Annotated in this window: 14 protein-coding genes; 7 read left to right on the top strand and 7 right to left on the bottom strand. The window is 74.5% G+C overall.

What is annotated here, in order from left to right; genetic code table 11:
- Positions 1-52: 52 nt before the first annotated feature.
- The 4 genes from ACFVUH_RS23875 to ACFVUH_RS23860 form a co-directional block, all read right to left on the bottom strand.
- The gene (locus tag ACFVUH_RS23875; RefSeq protein WP_387915268.1) at positions 53-2,368 is read right to left on the bottom strand and encodes a collagenase; all 2,316 of its coding nucleotides are present in this window, start codon (positions 2,366-2,368) and stop codon (positions 53-55) included.
- 335 nt (positions 2,369-2,703) lie between these two features.
- Positions 2,704-4,938: an FtsX-like permease family protein gene (locus ACFVUH_RS23870; RefSeq protein ID WP_387915267.1), complete on the bottom strand. Its 2,235-nt coding sequence runs from the start codon at positions 4,936-4,938 to the stop codon at positions 2,704-2,706.
- Entirely contained in the window at positions 4,935-5,648 is a 714-nt protein-coding gene (locus ACFVUH_RS23865) for an ABC transporter ATP-binding protein (protein ID WP_387915266.1), read from the bottom strand. Before ACFVUH_RS23865 ends, ACFVUH_RS23870 begins: the two co-directional genes overlap by 4 nt.
- Positions 5,645-6,169: a PadR family transcriptional regulator gene (locus tag ACFVUH_RS23860; RefSeq protein WP_355371441.1), complete on the bottom strand. Its 525-nt coding sequence runs from the start codon at positions 6,167-6,169 to the stop codon at positions 5,645-5,647. The genes ACFVUH_RS23865 and ACFVUH_RS23860 overlap by 4 nt, the downstream gene beginning before the upstream one ends.
- A gap of 387 nt (positions 6,170-6,556) precedes the next feature.
- Here ACFVUH_RS23860 and ACFVUH_RS23855 point away from each other — a divergent pair, with 387 nt between their 5' ends.
- Positions 6,557-7,228, top strand: coding sequence for a hypothetical protein (locus ACFVUH_RS23855; RefSeq protein ID WP_387915265.1), 672 nt, complete (start codon positions 6,557-6,559; stop codon positions 7,226-7,228).
- A gap of 40 nt (positions 7,229-7,268) precedes the next feature.
- Positions 7,269-7,787, top strand: a complete 519-nt coding sequence (locus ACFVUH_RS23850; protein WP_387915264.1) for a GNAT family N-acetyltransferase — start codon at positions 7,269-7,271, stop codon at positions 7,785-7,787.
- Between the two features lie 135 nt (positions 7,788-7,922).
- On the opposite strand, the gene ACFVUH_RS23845 is transcribed toward ACFVUH_RS23850, so the two are convergent.
- Positions 7,923-8,600: a YoaK family protein gene (locus ACFVUH_RS23845; RefSeq protein ID WP_387915312.1), complete on the bottom strand. Its 678-nt coding sequence runs from the start codon at positions 8,598-8,600 to the stop codon at positions 7,923-7,925.
- A gap of 91 nt (positions 8,601-8,691) precedes the next feature.
- Entirely contained in the window at positions 8,692-10,524 is a 1,833-nt protein-coding gene (gene asnB / locus ACFVUH_RS23840; protein WP_355371449.1) for an asparagine synthase (glutamine-hydrolyzing), read from the bottom strand.
- A gap of 182 nt (positions 10,525-10,706) precedes the next feature.
- On the opposite strand from asnB, the gene ACFVUH_RS23835 reads away from it, so the two are divergent.
- From ACFVUH_RS23835 to ACFVUH_RS23815, 5 genes are all read left to right on the top strand, one after another.
- The gene (locus ACFVUH_RS23835; protein ID WP_387915263.1) at positions 10,707-11,642 is read left to right on the top strand and encodes a TIGR01777 family oxidoreductase; all 936 of its coding nucleotides are present in this window, start codon (positions 10,707-10,709) and stop codon (positions 11,640-11,642) included.
- A 97-nt stretch (positions 11,643-11,739) separates the two neighbouring features.
- The gene (locus ACFVUH_RS23830; RefSeq protein WP_355371600.1) at positions 11,740-12,111 is read left to right on the top strand and encodes a BlaI/MecI/CopY family transcriptional regulator; all 372 of its coding nucleotides are present in this window, start codon (positions 11,740-11,742) and stop codon (positions 12,109-12,111) included.
- A complete protein-coding gene (locus ACFVUH_RS23825) occupies positions 12,108-12,998 on the top strand; it encodes a M56 family metallopeptidase (RefSeq protein ID WP_387915262.1) in 891 nt (296 codons plus the stop codon). Before ACFVUH_RS23830 ends, ACFVUH_RS23825 begins: the two co-directional genes overlap by 4 nt.
- A 102-nt stretch (positions 12,999-13,100) precedes the next feature.
- Positions 13,101-13,604 carry a metallophosphoesterase gene (locus ACFVUH_RS23820; protein ID WP_355371458.1) on the top strand — a complete coding sequence of 168 codons (504 nt, stop codon included), beginning with the start codon at positions 13,101-13,103 and terminating at the stop codon, positions 13,602-13,604.
- 122 nt (positions 13,605-13,726) lie between these two features.
- Positions 13,727-14,284, top strand: a complete 558-nt coding sequence (locus ACFVUH_RS23815; RefSeq protein WP_387915261.1) for a hemerythrin domain-containing protein — start codon at positions 13,727-13,729, stop codon at positions 14,282-14,284.
- On the opposite strand, the gene ACFVUH_RS23810 is transcribed toward ACFVUH_RS23815, so the two are convergent.
- On the bottom strand, positions 14,260-15,291 hold the full coding sequence (locus ACFVUH_RS23810) for an NlpC/P60 family protein (RefSeq protein WP_355371464.1): 1,032 nt from the start codon (positions 15,289-15,291) through the stop codon (positions 14,260-14,262). The two genes, ACFVUH_RS23815 and ACFVUH_RS23810, sit on opposite strands and share 25 nt — an antisense overlap.
- Positions 15,292-15,568 lie beyond the last annotated feature (277 nt).

Genomic DNA, 15,568 nt, shown 5'->3' with positions numbered 1-15,568 from the left:
CGGGCGGGACGGGTCTCACCTTCACCTCAAGGATCCGCTGTCGGGGTTCCGGTCAGAACTCGCTGGTGACGGTGACGCCCTTGAAGTCCTGCTGGGCGTACAGGCTGAAGAACACGTAGCCGGCGGGCGGGTTGGTGATGGTCAGGGTCTCGGAGTTGTCCGGCCCCGCCGAGCGCGTGACGTACGCGTTGGTGTACGCCCAGCTGCCCCAGTGGTAGTAGAGGTCGGCATTGCCGGTGCCGCCGCCGCTGGTCACCCTGATCTGCTTGGTACCGGCCGGCACGTTGAGGTAGAAGTGCGCGTAGTTGCCGGCGGTCGCCGAGATGCCGGTCCGCACGCAGTTCTTGTCGAGCTGGCGGGTGTCGCCGCTCTCGCACGCCTTGAACTGCGGGAACTCCGGGACGGTCGCGCAGGCACCGGCGGCGCAACGGCTCAGCCAGTTGTCGAAGTCGGCGTCGTAGCGGGTGCCGATGGCGGTCGTGATGGCGCGGGAGCCCGCCCAGTCACCGACGCGCCACTTGGCGAGCAGCGCGTCCACGTCGGAGCGGTGCTGCTCCAGCATGTAGCGGACGGCCAGGTAGCCCCACTGGTAGACGCGGTTCTGGTCGCCGTAGGCGGTGTCGAAGAGCTCGCTCAGCCGGTAGCTGTGCCGGGCCGCCGAGTCGATGGCGGCCTGGTTGACCTGCTTCAGGTACGAGGTGGCGACGACCTCGGCGAGGCCCTCGGTCCACCAGACCAGCTTGCCGGGCCCGCCCTGGTCGAAGTTGCCCCAGAGGTTGAAGCGGGCGTCGAGGTAGTGGGTGTACTCGTGGTTGAGGTTGCGGATCTCGTAGCCCCCGGACCGCGACGGCTCCTCGTAGGCGAGGAAGCGGGCCTGGTTGCCGGCCTTGGAGGGCTCGCCCTCCAGGTAGATGCCGCCGTTGTTGGTGTCGGTGTTGAAGATCGCCCGGCCGAGCAGCACGTACTGGACGTCGGAGTCGAAGGCGACGACCTCCAGGGCCGCGTTGTTGTCGTCGGCGACCGGGCCCTTGTCCCGGGACACGGCGTGGAAGAAGACGTCCTGGCCGTTCAGGCTGGTGCAGGCCGCGGCCAGCTGGGCCGCGGTCAGGTCCTGGCCGAGGATGCGCAGGGTCGGGCTGCAGGTGTGCCGGACCGGCAGGTAGGCGTCCTTGAACCGCTGCGGGTCGTCACAGGTGCCGTAGTACCCGCACTTGGCCTGGTCGAGCTTCTGGATGGAGGCCACGGCGGAGGCGCGCTGGGGCCAGTTCGGCCCGGTGACGCCGCCGGAGGTGTCGACCAGGTTCTTCACCATCGCGCGGGACCGCGGGGCGATCTCCCCGATCGCCTTCAGCCGGGTCAGCTCGTCGATGGCGTTGTTGAGGGTGAGGGAGTTGTTGCGGTCGCGGTCCAGCAGGTGGCCCCTGGCGCGGAGGATGAAGCCGTTCAGCGCGTCGAGCACGCCCGGGTCGGCCACGACGGCCGCCCGGAACGCCGGGTCCTCGGAGTTGACGCCCCGGTACAGCACCAGGGTGACCGGGTTGACCGCCCGCAGCAGGTTGGCCTTGTCCCAGGCCTCGGGCTGATAGGCGTTCAGGATCTGCTTGACGACGTCGACGTAGTCGCCGGGCCGGCGGGGCACGTCGGCCAGCACGGCGGCGCGCTCCAGCGGGACGGCGTTGGCCGCGGTGGCGTCGAGCGAGCGGGGGTTGGCGAAGAAGGCGTGGACGGCCTCGCTGATCTTGGCCGGGAGCTTGTCGTACGAGCCGACGACGTCCGCCTTGGTCCACTGCACCGAGTAGCCGGCCTGCACGTAGTACATCAGCTGCGTGATGTGGTCGTTGTCGTTGCCCTGGTAGGTGCGGGCACTCTCGCGCAGCGCGTCGATGACGGTGAGCATCTGGGACTCGCGGAAGGCCCCGGCCGCGTACTCGGTCGGGATCCGGAACAGCCCGTCGACGCAGTCGTAGCTGGCCGCCTTGACGAGGCGGACCAGGGCCGCGCCGGTCCGGGCGAAGGACGCCGGGTTGCAGGCGGCGGCGTCGGCCGCCTCCGTGTCCGCGGCCTCCGCGCCCAGGCCGAACGCCTTGGCGGAGGGCGCGGGAGCCTTGGCTGGCGCGGAGTCGGACTCCTGGAAGGCGCGCCGCTCGGGGGCGGCGTCCGCCGGCCTCGACGCCGCGTCGCGGCCGTGCGCCGACGACGCGAGGTCGCTGTCGGCGCCGGGCGGCGGGAGGTCACCGCGGTCGGTCGCGGGTGTCGCCGTGGGGGTCGGGACGACGGGAGCGGCCTGACTCCGCGGGGCGAACAGGCCGATCGTCAGGGCACAGGAAAGGACGAGCAGAAGAACTCTTGCCAGTTGCGGAAGTCGCAACAGGCGCACGGTACTCACGTGGGGGCCTCCGGGCCTGGTTCGGCCGCATTGGGGTACGGCCGGTGGGGGGGGTGAGGACCGATGGCAACGGGGCTGGGTACCGGTCCGTCGCACGGTGGGGAGGTGAGCAGTACCATTGCACATGTCACATGCCTTGCGGAAGTCCCTTTCCCGACTCCGCACGTTCGTCCCGGAACGACCGGGGGGCTTGACCCTCGGTCAGACTCCGTGCGCGCCACGGGAATTCGCCGGAATTCGGGCCGGACGTACGCGAACCCCGCCTCCGGGTCCGGGGGCGGGGTTCGCGCGAAAGGGCCGTGGCCGGCCACGGGGGATCAGCCGTTGCGGGCCGCCTCCGGGCCGGTGATCCGCTTCAGCAGCGGCAGCGTGGAGGCGATGATCCCGAGCGACACCGCGAGCCCGAGCAGCACCAGCACGAAGTACACCGCGCCCGGCGAGACCAGGTCGTAGTTCATCTGCGACTTGAGGAACATCGCCGCCGCGCCGAAGCCCGTACCGGTCGCGATCGCCGCCACCACCAGCAGCGGCAGCGCGCTCTCCAGGGCGATCACCCAGCGCAGCATGCGCAGCGGCGCCCCGGTGAGCCGCAGCATCGCGAACGGCCGGCGCCGGTCGGAGAGGCCGGCGACCACGCTGACCGCGAGGCTGCAGCCGGCGATCGGCAGGGTGGTGAGCAGGACGACGTCGGCCAGCTGCCGCCAGCCGGCGAGGACCTGCTGCTCGGCGGAGCCCCAGTCGTGGACCGTCCGGGCGTTGTGGTCCGGGAAGGCCCGGCTGAGGATGGTGCGGACCCGTTCCTTCGCGGCCGTCGACCCGTCCGTCGTCACGTAGAGCGACTGCACCGGCAGCCGGGCCGCCGCCTCGACGGTGATCGGCGCGCTCGGCCACTCGACGGCCTGCTGGGAGCTCAGGCTCAGGAAGCCGTACGGCTCGACGGCCGCCACGGCCGCGCCCGGGGCGCAGTGGCCGACCGCCTGGACCTGCGCGAGGTCCGCGCAGTCCGTCAGCAGGGGCACCGGCCCGCCGGGCCGGTTGGACGTTTCGCGGGCCAGGCCGTCCGGGTTGGCATGGGCGACGGCGAGGCCCCGGAAGCCGGGGACGGCCTTCAGGTCGGCCAGCACCCGCTCCGGGACGGCCGCGGTCATCGGCGGCTGGTCGGAGGAGGCGCCGTGCTCCACCGCCACCCGGGTCTGCGGGTCACCGCTGAGCGCGCCCCGGTTGGCGTCGATGGTGCCGATGATGGAGACCGTCGCGGTGGTGACGAACAGCGCCAGGATCAGGCCGGCGACCGAGCGGAACCCGGCCTTGGGGTCGTCGGCGAGCCGTCGTACGGCGATCAGGGTGGCCGGGCGGCCGGTCCGGGCGGCGACCGCGCGGGCGGCCGCCATGGTCAGCCAGGGGCCGGCCACCACCAGGCCGAGCATGACCACCAGGAAGCCGGTCAGGTAGGCGGCGGTCTGCCCGTCGGTGGTGTCCGGGCGGCGGCCGACGAACCAGGCGAGTTCGGCGAGTCCGGCCAGCAGCGGCACGACCCGCCAGACGGTCGGCGGCTTGGGGGTGACCCGGCGGCTGACGCCGAGCGGGGAGATGGTCACCCGGCGCAGCGCGAGCCGGGCGGCCACCGCCGCCGCCACCGGGACGCCGAGCAGCACGGCCAGGCCCTGCGGCGCGGTGAGCGCGAGGTCCTCGACGAAGAAGCGGTCCCCGGTGAACGGCACGGTCGCCACCAGCGGGCGCAGCGCCAGGTACAGCCCGAAGCCGAGGGCGGTGCCGACGACGGCGGCGAGCGTGGACTCGACGGCCGCGATCAGCGTGATCTGCCGGGGCGTCGCGCCGACCAGGCGCATCGCGGCGTAGCGCTGCTCACGGGTGGCGGCGGAGAGCCGGGTCGCGGTGCCGATGAAGATCACCACCGGGAAGAGCAGTGCCCCGGCGACCACCGAGAGGATCAGGGTCATGGCGTCGCCGCGGGTGCCGGTGGCCGGGCAGTCGCTGGTGCACTCCGGCGGGAGGGCGGTGGCGATGGTGGTGATCCGGCGGGCGTCGGGCCGGGCCGCGAGGGCCGCCTGGTCCTGACCGCCGATCAGGACCAGCGAGTCCGGGGAGGCGAGCGCGGAGTCGCCGATCTCGCCGGCCAGCCGGCCGGGGAAGCGGTCGGCCAGTTGGTCGGCCGGCCGCTCGCGGATCAGCTTGGCGAGGGCGGGCGAGGCGTAGTACTCGCCGGCCGCGGGCAGCTTCGGCAGACCGGGCGGCACCGGCGAGGTCGGCCCGGTGGCGGCGACCTCGAAGAAGAGCAGCCGCGCGCCGTCGTAGAACTCGGGGCCGCGGTCGCGCCACCAGAGCGGGTCGACGGCCGCGGTCTCGGTGCGGCTCTCGGCGCCGCTGTTGGCCCAGAGCATCCGTTCGTTGGTGGCGCCGACGGCGTTCACGGCGGCGATCGTGGAGAGCAGCAGGCCGACGCCGACGGCCGCGGCGGCGGCGATGGTGAGCAGCCGGGCGACGGCCTGCCGGCCGCCGCTGACGGCGAGGCGCAGGGCGAAGGAGATCACGAGGCGGCCCGTCCCGCCGGTGCGGGGCCGGTCGCGTAGTCGGCGGAGAGCGTACGGGCCCGGCCGTCGCGGACGATGGCCTCGCGGTCGGCGTAGGCGGCGACCCGGGGCTCGTGGGTGACCAGGACGACCGTGGTGCCCTGCTCGCGGGCGGCGGCGACCATCAGTGCCATCACCTGCTCGCCGGTGAGCGAGTCCAGCGCGCCGGTCGGCTCGTCGGCGAACAGCACCCGGGGGCGGGTCACCAGGCCGCGGGCGAGCGCGACCCGCTGGGCCTGACCGCCCGACAGCTCGCCGGAGCGGCGGCGCTCCAGGCCGTCGAGGCCGAGCTGGGCGAACCACGGGCGGGCGTCGGCGAGGGCGGCGGAGCGGCGGACGCCGGAGAGCAGCAGCGGCAGGGCGATGTTCTCCTCGGCCGTCAGTTCCGGGACGAGCTGGCCGAACTGGAACACGAAGCCGAAGCGGTCCCGCCTTAAGGCGCTGCGCCGGTTCTCGTCGAGGTTGTCGATCCGCTGCCCTTCGAAGAGCACCTCGCCCGCGTCGGGGACGAGGATGCCGGCCAGGCAGTGCAGCAGGGTGGACTTGCCGGAGCCGCTGGCGCCCATCACGGCGAGCACCTCGCCGGCCTCGGCGGCCAGGCTGGCACCGCGCAGGGCCGGGGTCTCGCCGAAGGCCAGTTCGACGTCGCGGGCTTCGATCAGGGGGGTCATGCGCGCACCTCCGAGGCAAGGGCGTCCAGGCGGGCGGTGGTCAGGTCGATCCACCGCAGGTCCGCCTCCAGGTGGAAGAGGCCGTGGTCGGCGAGCAGGGCGTCGACCAGCGGGCCGGTCCGGCGCAGTTCGGTGAGCTCGCGCATCCGGCGCAGGTGCGCGGCGCGCTGGGTGTCGAGGTAGGCCTCGGCGTCGCGGCCGAGCAGCAGGGCCAGCACGACCTTGGTGAAGAGCACGGACTGGAGGGTGGGTTCGGGGGCGACGGGCTCGGCGAGCCAGTGCTCGAACTCGCTCACCCCGGCCTCGGTGATGACGTAGCGCTTGCGCTCGGGCCCGTCGCCGGGCTCGGCCTCGCCGGGCACGACCTTGCCGTCGCGCGCCAGGCGGCCGAGCGTGGCGTAGACCTGACCGTACGGCAGGGGTTTGCCGCGTCCGAAGAAGGTGTCGTAGTCGCGCTTGAGGTCGTAGCCGTGGCTCGGCTCCCGCTCCAGCAGCCCGAGAAGGGTCAGGGGAACACTCATGGAAGGACCATACACCAGAGGTATACATCGAGTGTATAGCTGGCGAGAATACGGCCCTGACCTGGAGAAACGCGATGTCGATCTCTCCTCGGGAAACGCCGCGAGCGGGGGACGGCCCCAACCCCGTCCCCCGCTCTGCACGGCGGCCCGGCGAGCCCCCACAGCGGGCCGGGCCTCCGCGTCCCCGGCACGAGAACGCGGCCAGGGCCCAGCCTGCCTCCTCACCCCCCGGCCCGCCGAGGGCCGAACGTCCCGGTCCTCCCCCGCGCTTTGGGCCCAAGGGCCCGCCGGGGCCGGGCCCCCCGCTCTTGTGCGAGGGGCCGTCGCCGGGGGAGATTTGGATCCGACGGGGCCGAACCACGCCAACAGCCGTGAGGAGCACGCATCGTGTCCAGCTCACCCCGCTCGGCCCGCACCGCGTCCCTGCCCCGGCGGGCCGGCCGCCATCTGCGCCGCGCCCTCGGCCGCCACCGCACCGTCCAGCGCCGTGAACCGCTCGCCCGTCCCGTCGACCGGGCCCGCAGCCGGGCCTGGCTGGTCGCCGGGCTCGCCCTGGTCGTCGGACTCGCCGGCGTCGTCACCGCCGCCGTCCTCGGCTACCGCGCCGCCGGGCGCACCGCCGAGGCCGAACGCGGCCGGCTGCACCGCACCGAGGCACTGGTGCTCGGCAAACTCCGCACGGAGGAGACCGGCGTCGGGCGCTGGAGCGGCGGCTACCAGAAGCGGACCGACACCTCGGTCTCCTGGACCGCCCCCGACGGCCTCGCCCGCACCGGCACCGTCGAGATCCCGCGCAGCACCGCCAGCGGCTCCACCATCGTCCTGTGGGTCGACGACGCCGGGCAGCCCGCCACCGCCCCGGCCACCCGGGTGGGGCTGACCGTCGGGGCCGTCTGCACCGGACTGGCGGGCTCGGCGTGCCTGGCCGCGCTGGTCGGCGGCGTGCTGGCGCTGCGGCTGCGCGTGCTCGACCGGCGGGCGCACCGCGGCTGGGAACGGTCCTGGGCCCGCTGGGAGCCGCGCTGGTCCGGGCGCGCCAGCCAGCCGCAGGACGACTGACCGCACGTCACGGCACCACGCCCTCGGAATTGGAGCACCGTTGTTCACCACCGACCGGTTGACCGCCCGCCTCTGGGAGCACACCGACGCCGAGCGCGCGTACGACCTGTACTCGCGCTGGGAGGTCGCACAGTGGCTCGGCGCCGCGCCGCGGGCACTGGAGTCGCCCGCCGAGGTGCCCGCCATGATCGACCGCTGGCGGGCCCGGTCGGCGGACCCCCGGTACGGCGTCTGGGCGCTGGAGCGGCGCGACACCGGGGTGGTGGCCGGCTCGGTGATGCTCCTCCCGCTGCCGGACCCGGACGGCACCGGGAACGGCGAGGTGGAGGTCGGCTGGCACCTCCACCCCGACTCCTGGGGCCACGGCTACGCCACCGAGGCCGCCCGTGCCGCCCTCGCCAAGGGCTTCGCCGACGGCCTCACCGAGATCCACGCCGTCGTCCGCCCCGGCAACGACCGCTCCGCCGCCGTCTGCCACCGCCTCGCCATGACGCCCCAGGGCCGCACCACCCGCTGGTACGGCGCCGAGTTCGACGCCTTCCTCGCCACCCGCCCCTGACCCCCTCCTCACCCCGCCCCGCCCCGCCCCGCACCATATGCAGACCGGTCCACTCAGCACGAGAAGTCGGCCCGGCCGACTTCCTGCTCCGGCACCCCCACAGCCCCCGCCCCAGGTGGACGGGCGAAGGCCGCGTCAGGCCGGGGCCGACCAGGGGGTGGCGGGGTGGCGGGAGGCGTGGTGGGTGAGGGCGGCGACGGAGAGCAGCAGGGCGAGGGCGGTGGCGAGGGCGACCGGGACCGCGGCGTGCAGGACGAGCACGGCACCGACCAGGGCGCCCGCGAACATCCAGGCGGCGGAGGCGAGCCGACGGCCACCGGCGCGGTCGGCGGCCAGCGCGGTGAGCGTCATGGTCAGCACGGTGGTCGTCAGGTCCGGCACCTTGAGCGCGCGGACCACCGCGTTCTGCAGCCCCATCGCCGCGCCCAGCACCGCGATCAGCGGGTAGCGGACCGGGTCGGCGGTGTGCCCGAAGGCCGCGGCGAAGGCCGTGCACGCGGCGAGCAGCACCGACTGCACGCCGGCCGTGACCACCAGCAGCCGCCCGCGGTGGCCGGGACGGCGCTCGGCGAGGCGCCCGCCCGCCAGCGCGCCCGCCAGGAAGGCGGCGAGCGCGGTGAGCGAGGCCGTCGCGGACAGCCCCGGCGCGCCGGCCAGGGCGAAGCCGAGGAAGACCACGTTGCCGGTCATGTTGGCGACGAAGACGTGCCCGAGCGCGAGGTAGCTCACCGCGTCGACCAGTCCGGTGACCACCGTGAGCACCAGCAGCATCGGCACCAGCGGGCCGTGCCGGGGGTCGGGGTCGCCGTACATCCGGGTCAGCACCGCCTCAGCCTAGCCTCGCCCGGCCGGTGGGGCCCGACGGTGCCCGTCGGGCCCCACCGGCGGACGAGTGGACGAGCGGTCAGATCGCGAGCGCCGGCTTGTGGTGGTCCAGCCAGAGCGCCAGGTCCACGACCCGCTCCAGCCGGAGCCGGTGGCCCCACTCCAGCTGGTCGGCCGGCGTGTCCAGGCTGCTCTTGATCACCGTCTCGTCGGCGATGTCCCGCACGTGCGGCGCGTCCAGCGCCTCGCGGGCGAGCCGCTGCAGCCCGCTGTTGTAGTCGGCGTGGTGGGTGGCCGGGTAGTGGTTCTTCGGCCGCCACAGCACCGAGTCCGGGGCGATGCCCTGGCCGGCGGCGCGCAGCAGGCTCTTCTCGCGGCCGTCGTAGCTCTTCATCGCCCACGGGGTGCTGAAGGCGTACTCGACCAGCCGGTGGTCGCAGTACGGCACCCGCACCTCCAGGCCCTGGGCCATCGACAGCCGGTCCTTGCGGTGCAGCAGCTGGCGCAGCCACCGGGTCAGCGACAGGTGCTGCATCTCGCGCTGCCGGTGCTCGGCCGGGCTCTCGCCGTCCACGTGCGGGACGGCGGCCAGCGAGCTGCGGTAGGTGTCGTCGCGGAACTCGGCGATCCGCAGGTGGGCGGCGAGGTCCGGGTTGATCGGCATGGCCGCCTCGTCGCCGGTGACGAGCAGCCAGGGGAAGGTCTGCGCGGCGAGCGCCTTGGGGTTGTGGAACCACGGGTAGCCGCCGAACACCTCGTCGGCCGCCTCGCCGGAGAGCGCGACCGTCGAGTGCTTGCGGATCTCGCCGAACAGCAGGAACAGCGAGGTGTCCATGTCGCCGACGCCGATCGGCGAGTCCCGGGAGACGACGACGGCCCGCCGGTTCTCCAGGTCGAGCAGGGTGCGCGGGTCGAGCACCACGGTGGAGTGGTCGCTGCCGATGAACGCGCCGGCCTCGGCGGCGTACGGGGTGTCGTGGCCGGTGCGCAGCACGTCGCCGGTGAACTGCTCGGCCTGGTCGCTGTAGTCGACGGCGTAGGAGCGCAGCTTGGCGTCCGGGCCCTCCTGGAGGCGCAGTTCGTCGGCGACCAGGGCGGTGACGATGGTGGAGTCGAGGCCGCCGGAGAGCAGGCTGCAGAGCGGGACGTCCGCCTCCAGCTGGGCGCGGGCGGCACGGTTGACCAGCTCGCCGATCCGCTCCTTGGTGGCGTCCAGGTCCTCGGTGTGCGGGCGGGCGGTGAGCTCCCAGTAGGTCCGCTCGCGGATGCCGGTGCGGTCGAGGACGAGCAGGCCGCCGGGGTGGACCTCGCGGACGCCGGACCAGACGGTGGGGCCGGTGTTGAAGAGCAGGCTGTAGGCCTCGCGCAGGCCGTCGGCGTCGACGGTGGGGGTGACCTCGGGGTGGGCGAACAGCGCCTTGGGCTCGGAGCCGAAGACCAGCCCGCCGCCGGTCTCGGCCCAGAACAGCGGCTTGACGCCGAGCCGGTCGCGGACCAGCAGCAGCCGCTGCTCGCGCTCGTCCCAGACGGCGAAGGCGTACATGCCCTCCAGCCGCTCGACGAGGGCGTCGCCCCACTCCTGGTAGGCGCGGAGCACCACCTCGGTGTCGCTGCGGGTCTCGAACCGGTGGCCCCTGGCCCGCAGTTCGGCGCGCAGCTCGTGGTGGTTGTAGACCTCGCCGCTGTAGGTGAGGACGACACCCGGTTCGTCCTGCCGGTCGGGCATGGGCTGGGCGCCGCCCTCGATGTCGATGACGGCGAGGCGCCGGTGGCCCAGGGCGGCGTGGCGGCCGAGCCAGACACCTCCGGCGTCGGGGCCGCGCAGGGTCATGGTGGCGGTCATCGCCTCGATGACGGGGGCGCTGTGGCGGACGTCCTGGTGGAAGGACACCCAGCCGGTGATTCCGCACATGCGCGAGCACTCCTTGGACGAGCTGACAATCGGATCCGGCCCAGCAGTCGGACAAGCGGCGGCGGTGGTTCCAGGAATTCGGACACATTTCCGGCCACGCCACGGCGGCTCCGGAATTTTGAACACGTTCAGTCCACCCCTTAGGGTGGGTACCGACGAACGACCGAGGGGGTCTCGACGCGATGAGAATCGTCATACCCGGGGGGACCGGGCAGATCGGCCGCATCCTGGACCGGGCGCTGACCGACGACGGCCACGAGGTCCTGGTCCTCACCCGCCGGCCCCGGCGCGACCAGGAGATCCACTGGGACGGCCGCTCGCTCGGCCGCTGGACGGACGTGGTCGACGGCGCCGACGCCGTCGTCAACCTCGCCGGACGCAGCATCGACTGCCGCTACACCGAGCAGAACCTGCGCGACATGCGCGAGTCCCGGGTGCACTCCACCCGGACCGTCGGCCGGGCCATCGCCGGCGCCCGGCGCCCGCCCCGGGTCTGGCTGCAGATGAGCACCGCCACCGTCTACAGCCACACCTTCGGCACCCCGCACGACGAGGACACCGGCGTCATCGGCGGCGGCGAGCCCGGCGTGCCCCGCTCCTGGGACCACAGCGTGCGGATCGCCCGCGACTGGGAGCGCGAGCAGACGGACGCCGCCACCCCGCACACCCGCCGGGTCGCGCTGCGCTGCGCGGCGGTGATGAGCCCGGACACCGGCGGCACCTTCGACCGGCTGGTGCGGCTCGCCCGGACCGGCCTCGGCGGACCGGTCGACGGCGGCGCGCAGTACGTGTCGTGGATCCACGACCACGACCTCGTCCGCGCCGTCCGCTTCCTGCTCGACCGCGAGGACGTCACCGGCCCGGTGAACCTGGCCGCACCGGCGCCGCTGCCGCAGCGGGAGTTCATGCGGACGATCCGGCGGGCCAAGGGCATCCCGCTGGGGCTGCCCGCGACCCGGTGGATGGCCCGGGCGGGCGCCTTCGCGCTGCGCTCGGACAGCGAACTGCTGCTGAAGAGCCGTGCCGTCGTCCCGGGCCGGCTCCAGGCGGCCGGGTTCGGCTTCGAGCACCCGCACTGGCCGGCGGCGGCCGACCTGGTCCGGCGGATGCGCCGCTGAGCGCGCGCCACCGTACGATGGGCGGCGGCCCGGACGGTACGACGGGCGCAACGGCAGGCCGGCGGAACGGCGGGACGGCGGAGGAGCGCACGGGGTGCTGCGGGGACTGGGCGATCTGGAGGCCGAGATCATGGACCGGCTCTGGTCCTGGGGCCGCCCGGCCACCGCCCGCGAGGTCGTCGACGACCTGCGGCAGGACCGCCCCGTCGCCTACACCACCGTCAACACCGTCGCCGACATCCTGCACACCAAGGGCTGGCTGCGACGCCACAAGGTCGGCCGCGCCTGGGTGTACGAGCCGACCTGCACCCGCGAGTCGTACACCGCGCAGCTGATGCACCAGGCGCTGGAGACCACCTCCGACCGGGCCGGGGCCCTGCTGCACTTCGTCGACCGGATCAGCGGGGACGAGGCGACGGCACTGCTCGCCGCCCTGGAGCAGGTCAAGGCCCGGGACGACGCCCGGTGACCCTGCTGCTGCTCGCGCTCCACCTGCTCCTGGTCGGCGTCCTGCTCCCCCGGCGGCTGGCCGGCTCACCGCGGCTCCGGGCCCGCCCGGGCGTCGGCGCCGCCGTCTGGCTCGCGCTGATGGCCTCCTTCGGCACCGGCCTGCTGCTGGCCGCGCACCATCTGCTCGCCCCGCTCGGACACGAACCGGCCGGGCTGGTCGGACTGCTGCCGCACGTCGAACCGCCCACCGCCGCGCCGCACGCGCACGGCTGGTGGCTGCCGGCCGCGGCGGGCGGGGCGGTCGCCGCGGTGGCGGCGGTCCTGGCCGTCCGGGCCGCGCGGGTCCGGCGGCGGCACCGGGCCGCGCTCGACCTGGTGGCCGCCCGGGACCCGCGGCGCCGGCTGCTGGTGCTGGACGACCCGCGGCCCGCCGTCTACTGCCTGCCCGGCCGCCGGTCCCGGGTGGTGGTCACCCGCGGCGCCGTGGAACTGCTGGACGAGCGGCGGCTGGCCGCGGCCGTCGCCCACGAACACGGCCACCTGCGGGGGCGTCACCACCTGGTGCTGCTCGCGGCGGACACCTTCGCGCTGCTGCTCGGCCGCCGGCTGCCGCTGGCCGGCCTCGGGCGGACGGAGGTGGCGCTGCTGCTGGAGATGGCGGCCGACGACGCCGCCCTCGCCCGGGTGACCCCTACCGACCTGGCCGGCGCCCTGTACGCGCTGGCCACCGCCTCCCCGGCCGCCCCCGCCGCCGGGCCGGGCACCCTCGCCGCCGCGTCCACCGGCGTGCTCGCCCGCGTCCAGCGCCTCGCCCACACCCCCGCGCCCCCGGCGCGCGCCTACCGCCTGGCCGCCCTCGCCGCCCCGCTGCTCCCCTACCTCCTCGCCTGCGCCCCGCACCCGTAGGAGCGCACCCGTAGGAACAGGCGCCCCGGCGTTTCGACGCTCCCGCGCCGCCGCGCGCGGGGAGGATCGGACCCACCGTCCGCCACCCCGACGGAGTCCCGGATGCGCCTGCTGATCACCTCGGACACCCACGTCCCGCCGCGCGCACGGCAGTTGCCCGCGCCGCTGCTCACCGCCGTGGACGAGGCCGACGTGGTGTTCCACGCCGGCGACTGGGTCGACACCGCCACCCTCGACCTGTTCCTGGCGCGGTCCGCCCGGCTGGTCGCCGTGCACGGCAACAACGACGGGCCCGGACTGCGCGAGCGCCTCCCCGAGATCGCGCGGGCGGAACTCCAGGGCCTGCGCTTCGCCGTGGTGCACGAGACCGGCCCGGCCCGGGGCCGGGAGCAGCGGTGCGAGGCGCGCTTCCCCGACACCGACGTCCTGGTCTTCGGCCACAGCCACATCCCCTGGGACAGCACCGCCCCCGGGGGCCTGCGGCTGCTCAACCCGGGGTCGCCCACCGACCGCCGCCGCCAGGCGTTCGCCACCTACCTGACCGCCCGGGTCGACGACGGCCGCCTGGCCGACGTCCGGCTCCACCGGCTGCCGCCCCGGCCCTGACCGGCACCGCCCCCCTGCCGCCTTGACCGGCCGCCGCGCCGTGTGATCGGATCGCGGGGCATCGCGTGCCGGTGGCGGACCGCGCCAGGCATGGAGGTGTGGAACCCGAAAGGGCGGCCGCCATGGCTTCCCCCACCAGCGACCGCACGGTCGCGCTCAGTCTCCAGCTCTCCCGTACCCACCGGGACCTGCTCCGCCGGATCGACGACCTCAGGTCCGATCCGGGCTCCCGCCGGCCGGACGACGATCCGCTCAGCACCCACTGCCTGGCCTTCTGCGAGGCCCTGACGGCCCACCACGAGGGCGAGGACGACGGCCTGTTCGCCCAGCTGCTGCGCGAGCGCCCCGACCTCGCGCCGACGATCGCCAAACTCGTCGAGGACCACGGACTGATCTCCGGGATCCTGTCCCGGGTCCGCGCACTCGCCCTGCGGGCCGCCGGATCCGCCGCAGCCGAACGCGAAGCGGTCAGGCGTGAGCTCGACGGCCTCGCGGCGATCATGGAGTCCCACTTCCGCTACGAGGAACGCACGATCAGCGCGGCCCTCGACGCCACCACACCGCTCGGCGACTGGCCAGACCCGGTCTTCCGCCCCGGCCCGGCCGCCGCCCGCCGCGACCACCCGCGGCAGCACACGGCTCAGGGCCGGACGGCTCAGGGGCGGACGGCGCCGACGTAGGGCATCGCGTCGATCGGGAGGACCTCGACGTTCTTGCCGGTGCGCGGGGCGTGGATCATCTTGCCCCCGCCGATGTAGATGCCGACGTGGTGGATGTCGCCGTAGAAGAACACCAGGTCCCCGGGCTGGAGGTCGCCGCGGGCGATCCGGGCGCCGGCCTTCCACTGGTCCTGGGAGACGCGCGGGAGCTTGACGCCCGCCGCGCGGTAGGCGGCACCGGTCAGGCCGGAGCAGTCGAACCCGGAGGGGCCGGTGGCGCCCCAGACGTAGGGCTTGCCCAGCTGCGCGTAGGCGAACTGGAGGATGGTGGCCGCCCGCCCGGTGGCCGGTGCGGCGTCGGCCGGGCGCTCGGCGGCGGCGGAGCGGGAGGCGCGGGTGGCGGCGGCCTCCTGGGCGTTGACCTTGGCCCGGTCGGCGGCGCTCAGCTTGTTGAGCATCGCCTGCGCCTTGGCCAGCTTGTCCTGGACCGCCTTCTTCTCCGCGGCCAGGGACGTGCCGGCCTCGTCGAGCTGGGCGAGGGTGGCGGTGGCCTCGGCACGGTCCTGGTCGAGCCGGCGCTGCTCGTCGAGGGCCCGGCGCAACAGCGCCGCCTGGGAGTCGACGACCTGGTTCTGCGCGGCGGCCCGGGCCAGGTAGCCGCCGGGGTCGGAGTCGAGCATCAGCTGGACGGACGGGTCGATGCCGCCGTTGCGGTACTGCTCGGCCGCGATGCCGCCGAGCTGGGTGCGCAGCTCGTTCATCGCCTCCTGGCCGCGGGCCACCTTCTCCTGGATCCGGTTGGCGTCGCCCTGGAGGGTCTGCTGCTTCTCCTGGAAGCCGTTGTAGCGCTCGATCGACTGCTCGGCCTCCTCGTTGAGCTGGTCGACCTGCTCCTTGACCGAGGCGAGGCTGGGCGCGGGCTCGGCCTGGGCGGGGCCCGCGGTGAGGACGACGCCGCCGGCCATCGCGGTGGTGACGACCGCCAGGCGGGCCCGGCTGGGCGGGCTGGGCTTGCGGCGCTTTCCCATGACGGCTGACTCCTCGGGGCGGGGAAGACGGTGCGGAGGGAACACGGGCAGGGGGTGTCCGGGGAGAACCGCCCCGACCCGTGTTCTACTAAGCAAGTTAATAGATGACGGCCGCTGTTCCGCAAGCCGCCCGCCCGCAGCCGCCCGCACGGCCCTCACCGCGCGCCCTCCACCGGGGCCCCGCCGGTACGCCCGGCGGCCGTCCTCCGCGCCGGTAGTGCAACAGAGTGCAGAGCGAGGGCAAGGTCACACCCTTCGCCTCTCCTGCGCCCCCGCG

It is taken from the genome of Kitasatospora sp. NPDC058032 (genome assembly GCF_042885845.1).
Classification (GTDB): domain Bacteria; phylum Actinomycetota; class Actinomycetes; order Streptomycetales; family Streptomycetaceae; genus Kitasatospora.
Note: the sequence above shows the minus strand (reverse complement) of the source record. Positions and strands in the feature narration are given on the sequence as shown.

Bases quoted from the DNA above. Each gene is read 5' to 3' on its own strand.
- ACFVUH_RS23815 (WP_387915261.1), top strand. From the start codon at position 13,727: ATGGCTTCCCCCACCAGCGACCGCACGGTCGCGCTCAGTCTCCAGCTC.
- ACFVUH_RS23845 (WP_387915312.1), bottom strand. From the start codon at position 8,600: ATGTACGGCGACCCCGACCCCCGGCACGGCCCGCTGGTGCCGATGCTG.
- ACFVUH_RS23865 (WP_387915266.1), bottom strand. From the start codon at position 5,648: ATGACCCCCCTGATCGAAGCCCGCGACGTCGAACTGGCCTTCGGCGAG.
- ACFVUH_RS23820 (WP_355371458.1), top strand. From the start codon at position 13,101: ATGCGCCTGCTGATCACCTCGGACACCCACGTCCCGCCGCGCGCACGG.
- ACFVUH_RS23860 (WP_355371441.1), bottom strand. From the start codon at position 6,169: ATGAGTGTTCCCCTGACCCTTCTCGGGCTGCTGGAGCGGGAGCCGAGC.
- ACFVUH_RS23835 (WP_387915263.1), top strand. From the start codon at position 10,707: ATGAGAATCGTCATACCCGGGGGGACCGGGCAGATCGGCCGCATCCTG.
- asnB (WP_355371449.1), bottom strand. From the start codon at position 10,524: ATGTGCGGAATCACCGGCTGGGTGTCCTTCCACCAGGACGTCCGCCAC.
- ACFVUH_RS23810 (WP_355371464.1), bottom strand. From the start codon at position 15,291: ATGGGAAAGCGCCGCAAGCCCAGCCCGCCCAGCCGGGCCCGCCTGGCG.